Below are 17242 nucleotides of genomic sequence, written 5' to 3'. Positions count from 1 at the left end.
CCCAGAGCGACGGCCGCCCCGGACCGGGACGACCGCCGCCGACCCGGTCAGGGCGTCAGGCGGTCAGGACCGCGCGCACCACGCTCCGGTACACGTTCGCCGGGGAGTCCGTCCGGAAGGCGGTCTCCCCGGCGACCGTGCGTCCGACGCGCGCGAAGCCGTGACCGGCAGCGTGCACGATCGTCACGGGCTCCGGGCGGCCGGGACGGCGCAGGTGCGACACGGTCCACGGAGCGGCCCAGAAGCGGGCGAGGCGGGGGTCGCCGTCGGCGACCGCCGGCGGCAGGTCCGGCACGTCGGGTCCGCCGCCCGCCCTGCGGGCGAGCAGGTCGGCCCGGAGCGACCCCGTGCGGAACGGGAAGGTCCACGTCGGACCGATGCCGAGCCTCCCGGCCAGGAGCGCGACCGTCCGCTCGGGCGGCAGGGACGCGACCACGACGTCGTCGGCACCGTCGACGACGGTGTCGGACCAGGCCTGGAGGCGCGTCCTGCGCCCGTCGGGCAGCTGCTGTTCCAGGGTGACCGGCTCGGTGCCGTCCTGCCAGGGCACGAGGAGCGCCTGCGTCGGCTCCGGCAGGGTGCCGAGCCGGCCGACCAGGCCGGCCTCGACGAGTTCGCGGCCCGCCTCGGTGCGGAGGACGGTCGGGTTCCAGCGTCGGCCGACGAGCCCCTGGAGCGTCCCGAGCGCGGCCGCGCTGATGCGCGGACCGGCGAGGGGCGGCTCGGGCGGGGCCTCCGGGAGCGGTTCGAGCTCCCGCTGCGGTCGTGCCGGAGCGGGCTCGGTGGCCCGCACGCCGTCGAGGACCGCGAAGACGAGGTCGTCGGTCGCGAGCAGGCGCGCGAGCGGGCGCTCGACCGTGACGTCGACGCGGTGCCGACCGGTGACGAACAGCAGGTGGGCCCCGGCGACGTCGCGCTCGTCGTCCGGGCGCACGTACTCGACGAGGCGCGCGGGGGCACCGGCGGCCGTCCAGGCGTCGCAGCCGACCAGGCGGAGGCCCTCGACCGAGCCCGGGAGCCGCTCGAGCAGACCGGTGTGCTCCTCGGCGATGGTGCGCTCGCTCGGGCGGGACCGCACGGTGAGCACGACGTCGTCGCCGGTGAGGCGGAGGTCCGCCTGCGGGTGCTCCTCGCGGCGCCAGTGGTCGGGGCGGCGGAGGGTCAGCCGGGCGGTCCGGTCCTCGGTGCCGAGGGGGACGGGAGCGGGCATGCCCCGAGGCTACGGGTGGGGTGCTGCGCGGACGGACGCGGCTCGCCGGGAGCGTCCGGGACACGAGGTCGGGCGGTGGTGGCTCACGGTGCCCGGCGGGGTCGGCGCTCGGGTGGCGGTGGCACGGGCTTCGCGGCCACGACGTCGTCGAGCGGGACCTCGACCGGGCCTCGGCGGTTGTCGACCGTGACGGTCGACGCCGTCCGGGCCGTCAGCACCCCGAGGGCGTCCCGGGCGCCGTCACCGTGCCGGGCGCGCACGACGAGCCGGTCGCCGAGGGCCGCGGCGCGGAGCACCGCGAGGGCGCGGGACCGGGCGAGGGCGTCCTGGTCGGTCGCCGCCGGGGGTGCGACGGGACCGGTCGGTGCCGGCGGGCGGGACGCGGCGTGGTCGACCCCGCCGCCCGTCGCGCCGCCCGTCGTGCCGCCGGTCGTGTGGTCGCTCGGGTGGTCCTGCACGCTCCGACGGTAGCGGGCGCGGTCCGGGTCGCGCCGGGTCGGCACGCCTAGGGTGGACGGATGGACAAGGCACGCGTCGACAGCTGGATCTGGGCGGTGCGGATCACGAAGACCCGCTCCGCGGCGACCGCGGCGTGCAAGGCCGGCCACGTCCGGGTGAACGGCGAACGCGCGAAGCCGGCGCAGACGGTCGGTCCGGGCGACGAGGTGCGCGTGCGCCAGGCCGGGTTCGACCGGATCGTCGTCGTGACGGGGATCATCCTCAAGCGCACGAGCGCGCCCGAGGCCGCGAAGCACTTCGAGGACCGCACGCCGCCGCGGCTCCCCCGTGAGGAGGCCGGGTTCGTCCCGATGCGCGACCCCGGGACCGGGCGGCCGAGCAAGCGGGAGCGCCGCGACCTCGAGAAGCTCCGCGGGTACTGAACCCCCGCAGTCCGGTCAGCGTAGCCCGGTCGGTCCGGTCCGGTCGGTCAGACGAAGCGGACGGTCTGCTGCATCCGGTCGCGGACGTCGAACACGTCGACGCTGCCCTCGGGCGACCACACGCCGCTGAGCACCTGACCGAGTGCGCTGCGCCGGACCACGAACGCCGTGGGCTTCCGCGGGGAGCCGACGACCTGCACGTCCTCGTCGACGGCGCCGTCGGGGACGACCAGGAGACGCCCGGTGAAGCGGACCCGCGTCTGCTTCTGCACGGCTCGGGCCGCGCGTACGAGTTCCTTGACCGGCCGCTCCCCCGGTGCGAGCGTCTCGCCGACGACCTCGCCGTGCTCGATGCGCACCGGACCGCCCCAGTCGATCGACTCGACGGCCCAGAGCCCGCTCGGGGTGAGCACCGCGTGGTCGAGCTTGCCCTCGGCCCCGGCGTCGAGGTCGTGCCACACCGTCACGCCGATGCCCATGCCGGCGACGATCGCGGCGGTGGCCTCCTCTGCCAGGGCCTCGCCGAGGAGGCGCCGGACGTGCCGCGGGGCGGAGCGGACGAGCGCGGGGTCGTACGGGTCCTCGATCGGGTCGCCGAGGCCGACCCACTCCCGCTCGGCCTGCAGGAACACCTCGCGCGACCGACCGCCGGGGTGTCCGTGGGACCGCGCCCGGGGGCGGGAGTCGCGACGCGCTGCCGGAGGTGCGTACTCGTCGCGACCGGAGCCGTCCCTCCAGACCGAGGAGCCCGACGGACCGGACGCGCCCTGCCCGCTCGTGGCGCGCGATCCCGCGTCGTAGGCCCGGCGTGCCGCGGGCGTGCCGATGCGTTCCCAGGCGAGCTGCACCTGGCGGAAGCGTCGGGGGTCGCCGCCGAGGTCGGGGTGGGACTCGCGGGCGGCGCGACGGTACGCGCGGCGCAGGTCGTCGTCGTCGGCGGTCGCGGGGACGCCGAGGACCTCGTAGGGGGTGGTGTTGGCCGGGCTGTCGGTCATGGCCCTGCGACAGTACCCGAGGCGGGGTCGGAGCCGGCCGCGTGCGGGCTGCACGGCGGCTGGACGCCTGCCGCCGGTCAGGGCGCGGTGACGGCGTCCCGGATCGCGTCGGCGTTCGCCTCGAGGTACGCCACGTCGGCGCGGTAGAGCTCCGCGTGCCCGTGTTCCAGGTCGCTGACGAACTTCGGGTTGCCGGCGGCGGCCTCGGTCTCCATCGTCGTGACGAGGGCGACGAGGGACGCCGTCATCGTGTCGACGAGGACACCGCGCGACCGGTCGTCCAGGCCGTAGGCGCGGCAGAACTCCGCGGCGCGGGCGAGCCGCTCGCCCAGGGACGGTGCGGTGCTCCCCTCGACGACGCCCGTCGTGAAGGGGGCGAACCGGTAGACGGCGCTCGCGACGTCCCAGACCCGCGGGCCGGGGTGCGCGGTGTCGAAGTCGATGAGGCCGCTCGCGGCGATGCCGTCGTAGACGCAGTTGTAGGGGGCGAAGTCGCCGTGCACGATCGTCTCGACCGGCAGCCGCTCGGCCTGCGACCACACGTCGGCGGCGCTGCGCGGGTACGTGGCGGCGGCGTCGTGGTACTGCCGGAGCAGCCGGGCCGAGGTGACGAGCGCGGCCTCGCTCGCGATCTCCGCGGTCCACGGGTAGTTGCCCGCGGTGCCCGGGACGAAGGTCACCGTCTCGAGGACGTCGCCGAGGGCGATCGGTTCCGGTGCGGCGACGAAGCCCTGCTCGTGCAGGTGCGCGAGCAGGTGGTGCACGGTCGGTGTCCACGGCCCCGCAGGACGGTGGACACGGTCGTCGGCTCTCGTGACGCGTTCCATCGTGGACCTCCTGTCGGCACGTCTCCGTCGACGTGGGGGCCAGCGTACCGGCGACGGGGCCCCGGTGGGCGATCTGGTCGCGATCCGCGGACAGGGCGTCGCGGGAGCACCCTGCTGCCCCCGCCCGCGATCGCGGTCAGGGCGTCGTCGGAGCGCCCTCGTGGTCCTGCTCGCGGAACCACCCGGGGCCGCGCACCTCGGCACCGAGCGCCTCGACGCGGGACCGCAGGCCACGGTCCGCCGTGACCACGACGACGGGCGCGTCGCCCGCGTCGACGGCGGCTCCGGCGGCCGCCACGATCGCGTCGTCCCCTGACCCCTCGGCACGCACGACCTCGACCGTGCCCGCGGCGTCGGCAGCGGCACGGGCCTCGCCCTCGAGGACCACGGTCCACCCCGGCCACCACCGGGTGAACCCGAGCCCGAGCGACGACGCCGGCAGCCCGGCCGCGGCGAGCGCCGTCACGGTGTCGAGCAGCCGTCCGGCCGCGCCCGCCCGGTCGCGCCACCACCCGTCCGGCACGCTGCCGACGACGTTCGCGGCGTCGACGACGACGTGCGGGGTGGTCGGCACCGCGGCGCGGAGCGCGGGCCAGGAGGCGCCGAACCCGGGGTGGAGCGGCAGGTCGTCGACCTCGTCGACGGGCACCCAGGACAGCGCGAGGCTCTCGCGGTCGGCGATCACCGGTTCGAAGGGCCGGGAGGCGCGCCCCACGACGGTCGTGTAGGTCCAGAACCCCAGGTCGAGCACGGACGTGTGCCGCAGGGTGACGCCGTCGGCCGGCACGCCGGCCTCCTCGGCGGACTCGCGGAGCGCCGCGCGCACGGGGTCCTCGCCCTGGTGGCGGGCGCCGCCCGGGATCCCCCAGGTGCCGCCGTGGTGGCTCCACTCGACGCGGTGCTGCAGGAGCACCCGTCCGGCGCCGTCGTCGACGAGCAACCCGGCGGCGCCGAAGCGGCCCCAGGCCTTGGTGCCGTCGGGTCCGACCGCCCAGGCGTCCCCGGGGTCGCGGGGGCCGGGTGGCGGTCCGGGAGGCGTTGCGCGCTGCACCCGTCAACCCTGGCACAGGGTCCCCCGGGTCCGTCCGGCGAGGTCGCTGGACGTCACCGGGCGGCCCGTCCCCCGACCGGAGGACCGGGCGAGGACCGGGCGGCGGGCCGGGCGGCGGGCCGGACCACGGGCCGGGTGCCGGACCGGTGGTGGACGCTCGCCGACGCCCCTCCCGCAGGGCCCCGGAGCTCGTGTACGGTGACGCTCGAGACACGGGGTGCCGCCACCGGGCGGCTGAGATCACACCCGTCGAACCTGCTCGAGCTCGTACTCGCGAAGGGATCGTCCATGGAGAACGCTGCGCCCTCCCCTGCCTGGGCACACCGCACCGCCGAACTGCTCGAGGCCGTCCGCGCCCGGGCACCGCTCGTGCAGTGCATCACGAACACGGTGGTGCAGAACGTGACCGCGAACGTGCTGCTCGCGCTCGGCGCCTCGGCCGCGATGGTCGACGTGCCGACCGAGGCCGGGCCGTTCGCCCGCGTCGCGGACGCCCTGCTCGTGAACACGGGCACGCCGCACGCGGAGCCGCGGGTCGCGTCCGTCGAGGCCGCCACCGCCGCCGTCGACGCCGGCACCCCCTGGGTGCTCGACCCGGTCGCGGTCGGCTCGCTCCCGGTGCGCACCGCGCTCGCCCGCGAGCTCCTCGCGCTCCGTCCCACGGTGCTGCGCGGCAACGCCTCCGAGGTCCTCGCCGTGCTCGGCGCCTCGGCCGGCGGGCGCGGCGTGGACAGCACGGTCGGCCCCGACGACGCGCTCGCGGCCGCCGTCGCCGCGTCGGACGGGAGGACCGTGGGCGCGCTGGCCGTGTCGGGTCCGGTCGACCTGCTGGTCGCGCCCGGCACCGGGACGGTGCGCGTCGCGAACGGCACGGAACTGCTCACGCGGATCACGGGCGGCGGGTGCGCCCTCGGCGCCGTCGTCGCCGCCTTCACCGCGGTCGCCCCGGACGACCCCGGCGCGGCCGCCGTCGCGGCCACCGTGGTGCACACGGTCGCGGCCGAGCTCGCCGCCCGGGACGCCGGCGGTCCGGGCACGTTCCAGCCGCTCTTCCTCGACCGGCTGGCCGCGCTCACCCCGGACGACGTCGTCCGCGAGGCCCGCGTCACGGTCACGGCCGCCCCGGTCGGTGCCGGCACGACGGACGGCGTCCGGTCGTGACCGCCGACCTCGGCGTGTACCTGGTCACCGACGGGGCGCTCTGCGACCGGCACGGCGTCGGCGTGCTCGGCGTCGTCCGCGCCGCGGTACAGGCCGGCGTCCGGACCGTGCAGGTGCGCGACAAGACGGCCTCGGCACGGGACCTGCTCGCGCTGACCGCGGCCGTCGCCGACGCGGTGGGCGACCGTGCCACGGTGGTGGTCGACGACCGCCTCGACGTCGCGCTCGCCGCCCGGGTCGCCGGACACCGGGTCGCCGGGGTGCACCTCGGACAGTCCGACCTGCCCGTGACGGCCGCGCGGGCGCTCCTCGGCCCGGACGCCCACGTCGGCCTCACCGCGAACACGCCGGCGCACCTGGCCGCCGTCGACCGGCTGCCCCGCGGCACCGTCGACCTGCTCGGCGTCGGGGTCGTGCACCCCACCTCGACGAAGCCCGACCACCCGGCACCGCTCGGCCACGCGGGGGTCGCGCGGATCGCGGCCGCCACCGACGTGCCGTGCGTGGCGATCGGCGGCGTGGGCCTCGACGACGTCCCGGCGCTCCGCGCGGCCGGCGTCGCCGGGGTGGCCGTGGTGTCCGGGATCTGCGCGGCGGCCGACCCCGGCGCGGCGGCGGTCGCGTACCTGGCGGCGTGGGCCGGCGTCGCCGACCTCCGCGACGGGGTCGGAGCCGTCCACGGGACGGAGCCGGACCCGACCGCGGGCGGCGATCCGCGCCTCCAGGCCGGTGCCGTGCCGGACGGGGGCCGACGGTGACCCGGCCGACGGTCGCGGGCGGGGACCCGCGTCCGGTCGTGCCGCGCGTGCTGGCGATCGCGGGGACCGACCCGACCGGCGGCGCCGGGCTGCAGGCCGACCTCAAGGCGATCGCGGCGCACGACGGCTACGGGATGGGCGTGGTGACCGCGCTCGTGGCGCAGAACACGCACGGCGTGCGGTCGGTGCACGTGCCCGACGTGCGGTTCCTGCGGGAGCAGCTCGACGCCGTGTCCGACGACGTCGAGGTCGACGCCGTGAAGGTCGGGATGCTCGGCACCGCGGCCGTGGTGCGCGAGGTGACCGCGTGGCTCCGCGAGCACCGGCCGCCGGTGGTCGTCGTCGACCCGGTGATGGTGGCCACGAGCGGCGACCGGCTGCTCGACGAGGACGCCACCGACGCGGTGCGCGCGCTGCTCGGCCTCGCCGACCTCGTGACGCCGAACCGACCGGAGCTCGCCGTGCTGGCGGAGCTCGCCGGGGACGCCGACGCCGCGGACCCGGCGCTCCTCGTCGCGCGGACCTGGGACGTCCGGGTGCTGGCGAAGGGCGGGCACGACGACGGACCGACCGCGGACGACGAGCTCGTGTCGCCGTCCGGCGAGCGGCGGACCTTCTCGGCGCCGCGGGTCGCGACGACGAACACGCACGGGACGGGGTGCTCGCTGTCGAGCGCGGTCGCGACGCTCGCGGCCGCCTCGGGCGACTGGGAGCTCGCGGTCGGCGAGGCGAAGGACTGGCTCGGGCAGGCGCTCGGCGGGGCGGACGCGCTGCGGGTCGGGAGCGGGAACGGGAACGGACCCGTCGACCACGGCGCCGCCGTGCGCGCGCTGCTGCCGGAGCGGCGGTGGACGGACCGCTGGTGGGCCGACGTGGCGGGGGTGCTTCAAGAGACGCTCGCGACGCCGTTCCTGGTCGGGCTGCGGGACGGGTCGCTGCCGGCGGACGTGTTCGCGGGGTACCTGGCGCAGGACGTGCACTACCTGCGGGCGTACCAGGGGCACCTCGAGGCGCTGGCGCGGGCGGCGGGCGGGGACGGGTCGGGGGCGGGGTCGGGGCTGGAGCCGGTGGGGTCGGCGGGCTCGGCCGGGTCCGGGGTGTCGGCGGAGTCGGAGTCCGCCTTCTGGGCGGCTGCGGCGCAGGGCTGCGCGGACGAGGCGCGGGACCTGCACCACCGTCGGCTCGCCGGCACGCACGCCGACGACCCGGTGCACCCCGTGTGCGCCGGGTACCTCGCACACCTGCAGCGGGCGGCCGACACCGGCTCGGCGGCGGTGCTGGCCGCCGCGGTCCTGCCGTGCTTCCGGGTCTACGCCTGGGTCGGGACGCAGCTCGGCCGGGCGCCGGAGGGGCACCCGTTCGCCGACTGGCTCGGAGCGTACGGCGACCCGGGGTTCGCGGCGGCCTCGGCGGAGGCGACGGACCGGGTCGAGCGGCACGCGGTCGCGGCGAGCGCCGAGGAGCGCGGCCGCATGGCCCGGGCGTTCCGGGTGTCGACGGCGTGGGAGCTCGCGTTCTTCCGGATGCCGACGGGCTGATCCGTCGGCGGCGTCAGCGCGGCGGCAGCCGCACGAGCTCGACGGACAGGTCGGCGCCGGACACCGTGCCCCGCATCCACGTGTGGTGCGGCTGCCGGCGCCGGTCGGTCGGCGACCCGGGGTTGAGCAGCCGCATCCCCGACGGGGCGACGGTGTCCCACGGGATGTGCGAGTGACCGAAGACGAGCACGTCGGTGTCCGGGTACGCCGCGTCCGCCCGGCGCTCCCGGCCCGTCGACGTGCCGGTCTCGTGCACGAGGGCCCAGCGCAGGTCCTCGACCGCGAAGCGCGCCACGAGGGGCAGGCGGTCGTCGAACTCCGGGCCGTCGTTGTTGCCGCGGACGCCCGCGAACCGCCGCGCACGCCCCTGCACCGCGTCGAGGGTCGCCAGGTCGACCCAGTCCCCCGCGTGCACCACGAGGTCGGCGGCGTCCACGTCCGCCCAGAGGCCCGGGGGCAGGTCCTTGGCGCGCTTCGGCAGGTGGGTGTCTGAGAGCAGGACGAACGACGTCGTCACCGGCGGCTCACGACTCCGCGCGTCCGGGCATCGGCAGCCCGGCCTCGTCCGCGGCGCCGAGCCGTTCGAGCAGGCCGGCGAGCAGTGCGACGTCGTCGTCGGACCACTCGGCGAGCCGCTCCTCGAGTGCGTCGCGGTGCAGGCGCACCGACCGTTCGAGGGCATTCCGTCCGGCCTCGGTGGCCTCGAGCGGCTTGGCGTTGCCCGAGCCGCCGTCGGTGGTCCGCACGAGCCCGGCCGCGAGGAGCCCGGAGAGCTGCCGCGAGATCGTCGACCGGTTCAGGCGCAGGTAGCGGGCGATGTCGATCGCCATGCACCCGGGGTGCTGGACGACGAAGTCGACGAGGGACTGGTCGACGATGCTGAGGACCTCGTCGTCACCGCGCGCCCGGATGCTCGCGCGTCGGGTGATGCGCGAGAGCTCGGTGTACGCGCGGCCGATCGAGGCGTCTCGGAGGTCGGGCCCGGGGCTGCTCATCGCCGTCTCCAGCCTGTCGCTGACGGCGCCGGCCGCTCGGCGCCGTTCGGTCCCGTCACCCTACCGGCGACCATCTCCGACGATCCCTCAGCGACCCGCCGCCGCGGCCTGCAGCGCGGGGATGTCGAGCTTCACCATGTCGCGCATCGCGGCGAACACCCGGGCGTTCGCCTCCGGGTCACCGTTCCCGGTCATCAGGTCGCCCATCATCGACGGCGTGACCTGCCACGACAGACCCCACCGGTCGACGAGCCACCCGCACGCGACCGGCTTCCCGCCGTCCGCGAGCAGGGCGTCCCAGACGCGGTCGAGCTCCTCCTGGGTGTCGACGTCGACCTGGAAGGACACCGCGTCGGTGTGCGGGTGCCCGGGGCCGCCGTTCATCGCGCGGTAGGGCTGGCCGAGCAGCGTGAACTCGACGACGAGCGCGGTGCCGTCGGGCGTCCGGGCGACGCTGTCGACCCGACTGTCCGGGAACAGGCTCGTGTAGCTCTCCGCGGCCTCCTCGGCCTGGTCGTCGTACCAGAGGAACGGGGTGATGGACGGCATCGTCGCCTCCAGGTCGGGCTCAGTCCGCGGCACCGCGGCTGAGCAGGGGTGCCTTGTCGGGGTGCTCGTCGAACCACTTGCCGACGAACCAGCACATCGGGACGATGCGCTTCGTGGTGCGGCGCTCGACGTCGGCCACGGCGTGCTCGACGAGCTCCGCCGCGTAGCCGTGTCCGCGGTGCGCCGGCACCGTGTACGTGTGCGGGAACGACACCGCGTCCTCGCCGACCCGGTAGTCGAGCACGCTCACGAGCACGCCGTCGACGTACATCGCGTAGCGGTCGCGGTCGGTCTCGTCGCGGAACTCGTGGGCCATGCGGCCATCATGCCCCTCGTCCCGCCGTCGGTGTCGCAGCGTCGGCGACCGGCAAGCCCCACCGACCGCCGCGGCCCGCCGGCGGGAATGGCCGGGCGCCGCTCTGGTTGCACACCGCATGACAGTCATCGGCATCATCGGAGCAGGCAACATCGGATCCCAGCTCGCACGCCTCGCGGTGCAGCACGGCCACCAGGTCGTCATCGCGAACTCGCGCGGACCGGAGACGCTGCAGGACCTCGTGGCGGAGCTCGGCGACGGCGCTCGCGCGGCCACCCGCGACGAGGCGGCGTCGGCCGGCGAGGTCGTCGTGGTCACCACCCCGCTCGCGGCGATCGAGACCATCCCCGTCGAACCGCTCGTCGGCAAGGTCGTCATCGACACGAACAACTACTACCCGCAGCGCGACGGACACATCGCGCAGCTCGACGACGAGACCACGACGACCGCCGAGCTCCTGCAGGACCACCTGCGCGGCGCGCACGTCGTCAAGGCGTTCAACCACATCGGAGCCGACGCGCTCACCGGCGACGCCTCACCGGCCGGCACCCCGGACCGTCGTGCCCTCGTGGTCGCCGGTGACGACGAGGACGCCAAGCGCACCGTGGCCGCGATCATCGACGAGTTCGGCTTCGACGTCGTCGACGCCGGGCCGCTCGCCGAGGGCTGGCGCATCCAGCGGGACACCCCCGGCTACGGCCCCCGCTTCACGGCGGACGAGCTCCGCGGCAAGCTCGCCGAGGCGAAGCGCTACCGGGACCAGTAGCCGGCCCGGCACCGCACACCGAGGGCGGTCCTCCCCAGCGTCACGGCGCGGCGGAGGGCCGCCCTCGTGCGTCCCGGCGCGGCGGAGGACCGCCCTCGTGCGTCCCGGCATCGCCGACGACCCCGGAACTGGGGCTCGTCCGAGACCATGCGTCCGGATAGAACTGACGATGGATCAGACAACGCGAAGGAGCACGAGTGGCGTCGCACCGCATGTCGGACCGGGACCGGCCCCGCCGCCCGGTCCCCGCCTGGGTCACTGCTCCGCCCCTCGACGAGGTCGCGTCCGGCACGTCCCCGGCACCCGGCCTGGAGGCCCGCCCCACCCCCGGTGGACCGGCCCGCCCCTCCGGTGCCCTCGCGGTGACCGCCGTCGTCACCACCGCCCCGGCCGTCACGTCCGGCGCCCCGGTCGACGCCCCGGCCCGCGACGGTTCCGCGCCGCACGCCGTGCTGTCCGGTCCCGCGCACACCGCTCCTGCCCTGGCCGGCACGGTCCCGGCCGGCGCCGCCGTCTCCGCGCACCTGCCGTCCGGCACCGGTCCGTCCGTCGAGCACGCCGTGCCGACCGCGATCGACGCAGCGGACGGTCCCGCCGCTCCGCACGGGACGGTCGCGTCGAGCGGATGGCCGGTCCCCGGCGCCTCCGAGGCGTCCGTCCGGGGCGCCGGTCCGGCCAGCCCGGCGAGCGACCTGGCTGCCCTCGCCGGAGCGGCGCCGGGTGCGCTGCCCTCGGCCGATGACGTGGTCGTCCCGGACTTCCCGCCGCAGCAGGACCTCCTGCCGCCGGCCCCGACCTCGCCCGCGGTGCGGGTCCCGCCCACCGACAGCGTCCCGGTCGCACCGGGTCCGGCACGGGAGCGCTCGGCACCGGCTCGTGCGGCGACGGCGGCACCGGTCCCGGTCGCCGTGCCCGACAGCGGGCTCGACCCCGCGGTCGGTCGACCGCGGTTCTCGGTCCCCGGCCTCGAGCACGTCCTCGTGGAGGGCACCGAACCGGAGCCGACCGGGCCGATCGGCTACCGCACCCCCGCACGCTTCGCCCGACAGCAGGCCCCCATCGCGCCGCAGGCCCCGCGCGACCAGCAGCAGTCGGCGCCGTCCTTCGAGGCCGTCCTCGCTCCCCCGACGAGCACCCCGACCACGGCCGACACCGCACCCGACGGCGGCGCGGCGCACCGGAGCGTGCCGCACACGGACGCGTCCGGTGCCCTCGGAGCGGCGGTCCCCGGCGACGAGGACGGCCTCTCCGTCGCGACGATGCCCCTCGAGACGATCGACCTGCCCGAGAGCGAACGTGCGGCGCGGTCCGCTCGACCCCGACGAGGGCGTGGACGGTCCGGGCCACGGGCCGGCCGGACGTCCGCTCCCGAGGCGCGCAGCCGGGCCCTCGGTGCGCGCGCGGGAGCGGGCGAGCGTCCGAGCACCGGTGACCACGCGAGCACCGGTGACCGTCCCGGCCACGCGGGCCGGACCGACGGACGTGCACCGCGCCTCCCGGCCGGTTCCGCGACCACGCGCACCGACCGGCGGCCCGCGGTCTCGCCGACCACGGGCGGCCTGCTCGGTGCCCTGACCGGCGGCGCGACCCTCGCGCTCGCCGCGTGGTGGTTCACCGCGCCGGCGACCGTGCACGCGACGGGGATCGCCCTCGGGATCGTCGCGCTCGTGCTGTCGACGACCGTCCTGCGGGACCCGACCACGACGTGGCAGCGGCCGCTCGCGCTCCTCGGTGCCGTGCTCGGCGGGGTCGGGACGCTCGTGCTGCTCTGGGCCCTCGCGGCGGCGCTGGTCGGTGCTGGTGGGATCGCGCTGCCGGACGTGACCGGGACCGGCGTCGTGCCGGGCGTCGCCCCGTAGGGCGGAGCGCCCGCCGTCAGACCGCGCGGACGACCCCGCGCGAGGTGATCGCGTTCGTCAGGGCCTCGATCGGCTCCCGCTGCACCGTCGGGTTCGCGATGAGCACGTAGTCGACGGCCGGCAGGTCCGGCAGCGCGAGCCGCTGCGAGACCTTCACCAGGTCGGCGGGGATGAGCGAGTGCGGGAACACCGCCACCCCGATCCCTGCCCGGACCGCGGCCAGGACGCCGTTCACGTCACGCGTGTTGCAGGTGATCCGCCAGGTGCGACCGGCCGCCTCGAGGGCGTCGATCGCCATCTGCCGGCTGATGCTCGGGGCCTGGTACGCGATGAGCGGGACCGGTTCGCCGGGCTCGAGCGCGATGCCGTCCTGCGCCATCCACACCATCTGGTCGGTCGCGACGCGGGTGCCCTCGGCCGACTCCCCCGCGGTCTGCTTGATGAACACGAGGTCGAGCTGCCCGGCGTGCAACCGGCGCAGGAGCGGGGCGGACTGGTTCACCGTGAGCTCGAGGTTCACCTGCGGGTGCAGGCGCCGGAAGTCCCGGAGGATCCGCGGGAGCTGCGTGATCGCGAGGTCGTCGGCCGCGCCGAACCGGAGCCGACCGCGGGTGGCCGCCCCCGAGAAGTACGCGTCGGCCGTCGCGTGGGCCGCGAGGATCGTCCGGGCGAAGCCCGCCATCGCGTCGCCATTGTCGGTGAGGGCGACCCCACGGGTGTCCCGGGCGACGAGGGTGCGCGACACCGCGGTCTCGAGCCGCCGCACGTGCTGGGAGACGGTCGGCTGGCTGATGCCGAGGCGCTGACCGGCGACCGTGAAGCTCCCGGTCTCGGCGACCGCGAGGAAGGTCTGCAGCAGGACGGGGTCGAGCACGGGGGCTCCATCTGGTCGGGAGGGTGGGTCGAGGTCGCTCCGGTCGGGCGGCGCGGGTCGGCGGTGCGCCGGTCGTTGCGTTCCGCGATGGCCGGCGCTGGTCGACGCTGCGCCGGTCGTTGCGTTCCGCGATGGCCGGCGCTGGTCGACGCTGCGCCGGTCATTGCGTTCCGCAATGGACTGATAGTCACCATACGGGGATCGAATGGGCCGCGGTGACGTAGTTTCGAACGGGTACGAATCCGCCCCCGACGATCCGGAGCCCCACCACCGTGAGTGCGTCACCGACGACCCTCCCTCCCCCCACCGAACCCCTCCCGATCCAGGCCGAACGGCCGCCGTGGCGCCACACCCTCATCGCGCTCTCCGTCCCGAACTTCCGCCTGTTCACGGCGACGAACCTCGTGGCGATGACCGCGGGGTGGATGCAGCGCATCGCGCAGGACTGGCTCGTGCTCCAGCTCACCGGGTCGGTCGCGCAGGTCGGCATCACGGTCGCGTGCCAGTTCGCGCCGATGCTGTTCTTCGGGCTCTGGGGCGGCGTGCTCGTCGACCGGTTCTCGAAGCGTGCGCTGATGATGATCACGCAGGGGGCGTTCGCGGTGCTGTCCGCCCTGCTCGCCGTGCTCACCCTGACCGGGGTGGTGGAGGCGTGGCACATCTGGGTGATCGCGTTCCTCGTCGGCATGGTGACCGTGATCGACAACCCCGCGCGCCAGGTGTTCGTCACCGAGATCGTGGGGCACCAGCACCTCCGCAACGCCATCAGCGTCAACTCGAGCGTGTTCCAGCTCGGCGGCATGATCGGGCCGGCGCTGTCCGGCGCCCTGCTCGTCGCGGTCGGGGCCGGGTGGTCGTTCGGCGTCAACGCGATCGCGTGCGTCGCCGTGGTGGTGACGCTCGGGTTCCTGCGGGTGTCCGAACTGCACCGGACACCGCCGGCTCCCCGCACGAAGGGACAGCTCGTCGAGGGGCTCCGCTACGCCGTGCGGAAGCCGACCATCCTGGTGCCCGTCGTGCTCATGGTGTTCTTCTCGGTGTTCGCCCTGACCATGCCCGTGCTGCTGTCGGCGTTCGCGTCGAAGGTCTACGACGTCGGCGCCGCGGGCTACGGCGCGTTCAACTCGGCCGTCGCGGTCGGTGCCCTGGTCGGTGCGCTGCTGTCGACCCGTCGAGCGGTGGTGCGGCTCCGCACGATCGTCGGCGGGGTGTTCTGGACCGGGGTCCTGCTCGTGGTGTCCGGCTCGATCCCGGTGATCGCGCCGTTCACGGTCGCGCTCGTCGCGGTCGGGATGTCGCAGCTGCTGTTCATGACCGCCTCGAACTCGCTCGTGCAGCTGTCCTCGAACGTGGCGATCCGCGGCCGAGTGATGTCGCTGTACGTCCTCGTGCTGCTCGGCGGGCAGGCGATCGGCGGCCCGCTGATGGGCCAGGTCGTGGACCACTTCGGCGCCCACGTCGGCATGGTCGTCGCCGGGGGCGTCCCGGCAGCGGCGGCGGTCGTCGTGGGGCTCGTCCTCGCCCGGCGGGGCGGTCTGCACCTCGCCGTGCGGATGCGCCACCACCTGCCGATGCCCGCGATCGTCGGGCAGCGGTAGGGCGGCGCGCGGTCGCGGCGGGCGGCGCGGCGCCGCAGGCGCGCGATCGCCGCGCGCGGTCGCGCTGGCCGGGGCGGGCGCACAACGGGAAGCACGTCGCACCACGGGATCACGTGGCGCGACGTGCTTTGCGTTGTGCGGGAGCAGCCCGCACCACACGTCGGACGGGAGGCACGTGGCCGGGCCGCCACGGGCCTCCCGGCGGACGCGGGACGGACCGACCGGCCGCGCGAGCGGGCGCGGCGCAGCCGCCGTGCGCGCGGCGCACAACCGGAGGCGCGTCGCACCACGGAATCACGTGGCGCGACGTGCTTTGCGTTGTGCGGGAGCAGCCCGCACCACACGTCGGCCGGGAGGCCCGTGGCCGGGCCGCCACGGGCCTCCCGTCCGACGCGCGCCTCCCGGCCGACACGGGGCGGCCCGACCGGCCGCGCGAGCGGGCGCGGCGCAGCCGCCGTGCGAGCGGGCGCGGCGCAGCCGCCGTGCACACGACGCACAACCAGGAGCACGTCGCACCACGGAATCACGTGGCGCGACGTGCCTCCCGTTGTGCGGGAACAGCACGCACCACACGGCGGACGGGAGGCGCGCGGCCGGACCGCCACGCGCCTCCCGGCCGACACGAAGCGGCCCGACCACGAAGAGCACGCCGCACCACGCTGATGCGTGGTGCGGCGTGCTCTCGACTGTGCGCGGGCGCTGCGCGCCACGGTTTCCCGCGGCGCGCCGTGCCTCAGTACGCGACGCCGAAGCGGGCGCGGTGGTGCGCCGGGCGCTCGACCTCGTCGACGATCGCGATGGCGTAGTCCTCGCCGGAGATGTCCGAGTTGCCGTCGGCGTCGGTGAGCAGCAGGTCGTCCGTGGTGCGGTAGGTGCCCTTCCGCTCGCCGGGGTTCCAGCTGCCGAACGCCGCCGCCGGGCTCACGTAGAACCAGTCGACGTCGCCCGTGTAGGCGCCCGACCGCAGCCCCTCGAGGATCTTGCCGTGGCTCTTCGCCTCCGGCTTGACCTCGTCCGGGAACTCGGCGGTGTCGACCAGCGCCGGGCCACCCTCCGCGACGAGCAGCGAGCCGGCGCCGCCGACGATGCCGAGGCGTGCGCCGGCAGCCGCGGCCGCGTCGACGAAGTGCTGGAACTTGTCCTTGAGCTCGCTGCCGTCGGCCTGGACCGCCTGCAGCGAGACGATGACGACGTCGGCGCCCTTCGTCACGTCCGCGACGAAGTCGGCGTCGAAGGCGTCGCCCTGCGCGAGGGTCAGGCCCTCGGCGGCGTCGAGCTTCGAGGTGTCGCGCGCGACGGCGGTGACGGCGATCCCGCGGGACAGGGCCTCGCGGACGATGGCGGAGCCGGCGTAGCCGGTGCCGCCGAAGACGACGATGTTGGTCATGAGTGTCCTTCCGTGACTGGTGACCCCGACCGTACTCGCGTTACTCTCTTCTGGGAAGTAGGCACCTGATGGTGCGTAACGGAGGATGCGATGTCAGCGCTCGAGTACAGCCCCTACGCCGCGGACTGCCCGTCGCGGCAGCTCCTCGACCGGATCGGCGACCGGTGGAGCGTGCTCACGATCGGGTCCCTCGTGGACGGTCCCCAGCGGTACTCGACGCTCGCGGCGCGGGTGCAGGGCGTGTCGCAGAAGATGCTGACGCAGACCCTCCGTGCGCTCGAGCGGGACGGCCTCGTCACCCGGACGGTGTTCCCCGAGATCCCGCCGCGGGTGGAGTACGAGCTCACCGAACGCGGCCGTTCCCTCCGCACGGTGCTCGCACCGCTCGAGGACTGGGCGACCGACCACATGGCCGACGTGCAGGAGTCACGCGACGAGTACGACGCGCGCACCCCGCGCTGAACGGCACCGGTCGCG

Annotated in this window: 19 protein-coding genes and 1 riboswitch; of the genes, 8 read left to right on the top strand and 11 right to left on the bottom strand. The window is 75.8% G+C overall.

All coding sequences use genetic code 11. From position 1 onward, the window contains the following. Nucleotides 1-55: 55 nt before the first annotated feature. Nucleotides 56-1210 carry a hypothetical protein gene (locus tag QOL16_RS06770; protein WP_071285076.1) on the bottom strand — a complete coding sequence of 385 codons (1155 nt, stop codon included), beginning with the start codon at nucleotides 1208-1210 and terminating at the stop codon, nucleotides 56-58. 83 nt (nucleotides 1211-1293) lie between these two features. Next, nucleotides 1294-1668: a hypothetical protein gene (locus tag QOL16_RS06765; RefSeq protein ID WP_254780300.1), complete on the bottom strand. Its 375-nt coding sequence runs from the start codon at nucleotides 1666-1668 to the stop codon at nucleotides 1294-1296. Between the two features lie 60 nt (nucleotides 1669-1728). Between QOL16_RS06765 and QOL16_RS06760 the strand changes: the two genes are divergently transcribed. Further along, the gene (locus tag QOL16_RS06760; RefSeq protein ID WP_065964352.1) at nucleotides 1729-2091 is read left to right on the top strand and encodes an RNA-binding S4 domain-containing protein; all 363 of its coding nucleotides are present in this window, start codon (nucleotides 1729-1731) and stop codon (nucleotides 2089-2091) included. Between the two features lie 47 nt (nucleotides 2092-2138). On the opposite strand, the gene QOL16_RS06755 is transcribed toward QOL16_RS06760, so the two are convergent. The 3 genes from QOL16_RS06755 to QOL16_RS06745 form a co-directional block, all read right to left on the bottom strand. After that, the gene (locus QOL16_RS06755) at nucleotides 2139-3086 is read right to left on the bottom strand and encodes a nuclease-related domain-containing protein (RefSeq protein WP_071285075.1); all 948 of its coding nucleotides are present in this window, start codon (nucleotides 3084-3086) and stop codon (nucleotides 2139-2141) included. A 77-nt stretch (nucleotides 3087-3163) separates the two neighbouring features. Further along, complete coding sequence (locus tag QOL16_RS06750) at nucleotides 3164-3913, bottom strand: phosphotransferase enzyme family protein (RefSeq protein WP_065964356.1); 750 nt, start codon at nucleotides 3911-3913, stop codon at nucleotides 3164-3166. Nucleotides 3914-4049: 136 nt separating this feature from the next. Then, entirely contained in the window at nucleotides 4050-4964 is a 915-nt protein-coding gene (locus tag QOL16_RS06745) for an NUDIX domain-containing protein (protein WP_071285074.1), read from the bottom strand. 203 nt (nucleotides 4965-5167) lie between these two features. Then, a riboswitch (TPP riboswitch) is annotated at nucleotides 5168-5264 on the top strand. Between QOL16_RS06745 and thiM the strand changes: the two genes are divergently transcribed. From thiM to thiD, 3 genes are all read left to right on the top strand, one after another. Next, on the top strand, nucleotides 5253-6125 hold the full coding sequence (gene thiM, locus QOL16_RS06740; RefSeq protein ID WP_071247410.1) for a hydroxyethylthiazole kinase: 873 nt from the start codon (nucleotides 5253-5255) through the stop codon (nucleotides 6123-6125). Its footprint overlaps the riboswitch before it by 12 nt. After that, the gene (thiE, locus tag QOL16_RS06735) at nucleotides 6122-6883 is read left to right on the top strand and encodes a thiamine phosphate synthase (RefSeq protein ID WP_083395113.1); all 762 of its coding nucleotides are present in this window, start codon (nucleotides 6122-6124) and stop codon (nucleotides 6881-6883) included. The genes thiM and thiE overlap by 4 nt, the downstream gene beginning before the upstream one ends. Continuing rightward, nucleotides 6880-8421 (top strand): bifunctional hydroxymethylpyrimidine kinase/phosphomethylpyrimidine kinase, encoded by a 1542-nt coding sequence (gene thiD, locus QOL16_RS06730; RefSeq protein ID WP_071285073.1) that lies wholly within the window; start codon nucleotides 6880-6882, stop codon nucleotides 8419-8421. The genes thiE and thiD overlap by 4 nt, the downstream gene beginning before the upstream one ends. 13 nt (nucleotides 8422-8434) lie before the next feature. Here the strand turns inward: thiD and QOL16_RS06725 are convergent, their stop codons facing one another. The 4 genes from QOL16_RS06725 to QOL16_RS06710 all read right to left on the bottom strand — a co-directional run bounded on the left by QOL16_RS06725 (nucleotide 8435) and on the right by QOL16_RS06710 (nucleotide 10281). Next, a complete protein-coding gene (locus QOL16_RS06725; protein WP_071285072.1) occupies nucleotides 8435-8938 on the bottom strand; it encodes a metallophosphoesterase in 504 nt (167 codons plus the stop codon). Between the two features lie 7 nt (nucleotides 8939-8945). After that, nucleotides 8946-9416, bottom strand: a complete 471-nt coding sequence (locus QOL16_RS06720) for a MarR family winged helix-turn-helix transcriptional regulator (protein WP_071285071.1) — start codon at nucleotides 9414-9416, stop codon at nucleotides 8946-8948. Between the two features lie 87 nt (nucleotides 9417-9503). Beyond that, nucleotides 9504-9965, bottom strand: coding sequence for a VOC family protein (locus tag QOL16_RS06715; protein ID WP_071285083.1), 462 nt, complete (start codon nucleotides 9963-9965; stop codon nucleotides 9504-9506). A gap of 19 nt (nucleotides 9966-9984) precedes the next feature. Further along, nucleotides 9985-10281, bottom strand: coding sequence for a GNAT family N-acetyltransferase (locus QOL16_RS06710; protein ID WP_071285070.1), 297 nt, complete (start codon nucleotides 10279-10281; stop codon nucleotides 9985-9987). Between QOL16_RS06710 and QOL16_RS06705 the strand changes: the two genes are divergently transcribed. Continuing rightward, complete coding sequence (locus tag QOL16_RS06705; RefSeq protein ID WP_139266473.1) at nucleotides 10280-11047, top strand: NADPH-dependent F420 reductase; 768 nt, start codon at nucleotides 10280-10282, stop codon at nucleotides 11045-11047. The two genes, QOL16_RS06710 and QOL16_RS06705, sit on opposite strands and share 2 nt — an antisense overlap. A gap of 197 nt (nucleotides 11048-11244) precedes the next feature. Beyond that, the gene (locus tag QOL16_RS06700; protein WP_071285069.1) at nucleotides 11245-12906 is read left to right on the top strand and encodes a hypothetical protein; all 1662 of its coding nucleotides are present in this window, start codon (nucleotides 11245-11247) and stop codon (nucleotides 12904-12906) included. 16 nt (nucleotides 12907-12922) lie between these two features. Here QOL16_RS06700 and QOL16_RS06695 read toward each other — a convergent pair whose 3' ends face one another. Continuing rightward, the gene (locus tag QOL16_RS06695; RefSeq protein WP_071285068.1) at nucleotides 12923-13780 is read right to left on the bottom strand and encodes a LysR substrate-binding domain-containing protein; all 858 of its coding nucleotides are present in this window, start codon (nucleotides 13778-13780) and stop codon (nucleotides 12923-12925) included. Nucleotides 13781-14052: 272 nt separating this feature from the next. Between QOL16_RS06695 and QOL16_RS06690 the strand changes: the two genes are divergently transcribed. After that, nucleotides 14053-15378: an MFS transporter gene (locus tag QOL16_RS06690; protein ID WP_071285067.1), complete on the top strand. Its 1326-nt coding sequence runs from the start codon at nucleotides 14053-14055 to the stop codon at nucleotides 15376-15378. A 733-nt stretch (nucleotides 15379-16111) separates the two neighbouring features. On the opposite strand, the gene QOL16_RS06685 is transcribed toward QOL16_RS06690, so the two are convergent. Continuing rightward, the gene (locus QOL16_RS06685; protein WP_065965039.1) at nucleotides 16112-16765 is read right to left on the bottom strand and encodes an NAD(P)-dependent oxidoreductase; all 654 of its coding nucleotides are present in this window, start codon (nucleotides 16763-16765) and stop codon (nucleotides 16112-16114) included. 90 nt (nucleotides 16766-16855) lie between these two features. Here QOL16_RS06685 and QOL16_RS06680 point away from each other — a divergent pair, with 90 nt between their 5' ends. Further along, nucleotides 16856-17227, top strand: a complete 372-nt coding sequence (locus QOL16_RS06680; protein WP_065965037.1) for a helix-turn-helix domain-containing protein — start codon at nucleotides 16856-16858, stop codon at nucleotides 17225-17227. The last annotated feature ends 15 nt before the right edge of the window (nucleotides 17228-17242 follow it).

The sequence above is a fragment of the Curtobacterium sp. MCBA15_004 genome (assembly GCF_001865055.2).
Taxonomy (GTDB): Bacteria; Actinomycetota; Actinomycetes; order Actinomycetales; family Microbacteriaceae; genus Curtobacterium.
This window is presented reverse-complemented; position numbering and strand designations above follow the sequence as displayed.

What these genes read in the sequence shown, in the direction of transcription:
- QOL16_RS06770 (WP_071285076.1), bottom strand. Translation starts at nt 1,210, where the DNA reads ATGCCCGCTCCCGTCCCCCTCGGCACCGAGGACCGGACCGCCCGGCTG.
- QOL16_RS06760 (WP_065964352.1), top strand. Translation starts at nt 1,729, where the DNA reads ATGGACAAGGCACGCGTCGACAGCTGGATCTGGGCGGTGCGGATCACG.
- QOL16_RS06755 (WP_071285075.1), bottom strand. Translation starts at nt 3,086, where the DNA reads ATGACCGACAGCCCGGCCAACACCACCCCCTACGAGGTCCTCGGCGTC.
- QOL16_RS06750 (WP_065964356.1), bottom strand. Translation starts at nt 3,913, where the DNA reads ATGGAACGCGTCACGAGAGCCGACGACCGTGTCCACCGTCCTGCGGGG.
- thiM (WP_071247410.1), top strand. Translation starts at nt 5,253, where the DNA reads ATGGAGAACGCTGCGCCCTCCCCTGCCTGGGCACACCGCACCGCCGAA.
- QOL16_RS06720 (WP_071285071.1), bottom strand. Translation starts at nt 9,416, where the DNA reads ATGAGCAGCCCCGGGCCCGACCTCCGAGACGCCTCGATCGGCCGCGCG.
- QOL16_RS06715 (WP_071285083.1), bottom strand. Translation starts at nt 9,965, where the DNA reads ATGCCGTCCATCACCCCGTTCCTCTGGTACGACGACCAGGCCGAGGAG.
- QOL16_RS06705 (WP_139266473.1), top strand. Translation starts at nt 10,280, where the DNA reads ATGCGGCCATCATGCCCCTCGTCCCGCCGTCGGTGTCGCAGCGTCGGC.
- QOL16_RS06710 (WP_071285070.1), bottom strand. Translation starts at nt 10,281, where the DNA reads ATGGCCCACGAGTTCCGCGACGAGACCGACCGCGACCGCTACGCGATG.
- QOL16_RS06685 (WP_065965039.1), bottom strand. Translation starts at nt 16,765, where the DNA reads ATGACCAACATCGTCGTCTTCGGCGGCACCGGCTACGCCGGCTCCGCC.
- QOL16_RS06680 (WP_065965037.1), top strand. Translation starts at nt 16,856, where the DNA reads ATGTCAGCGCTCGAGTACAGCCCCTACGCCGCGGACTGCCCGTCGCGG.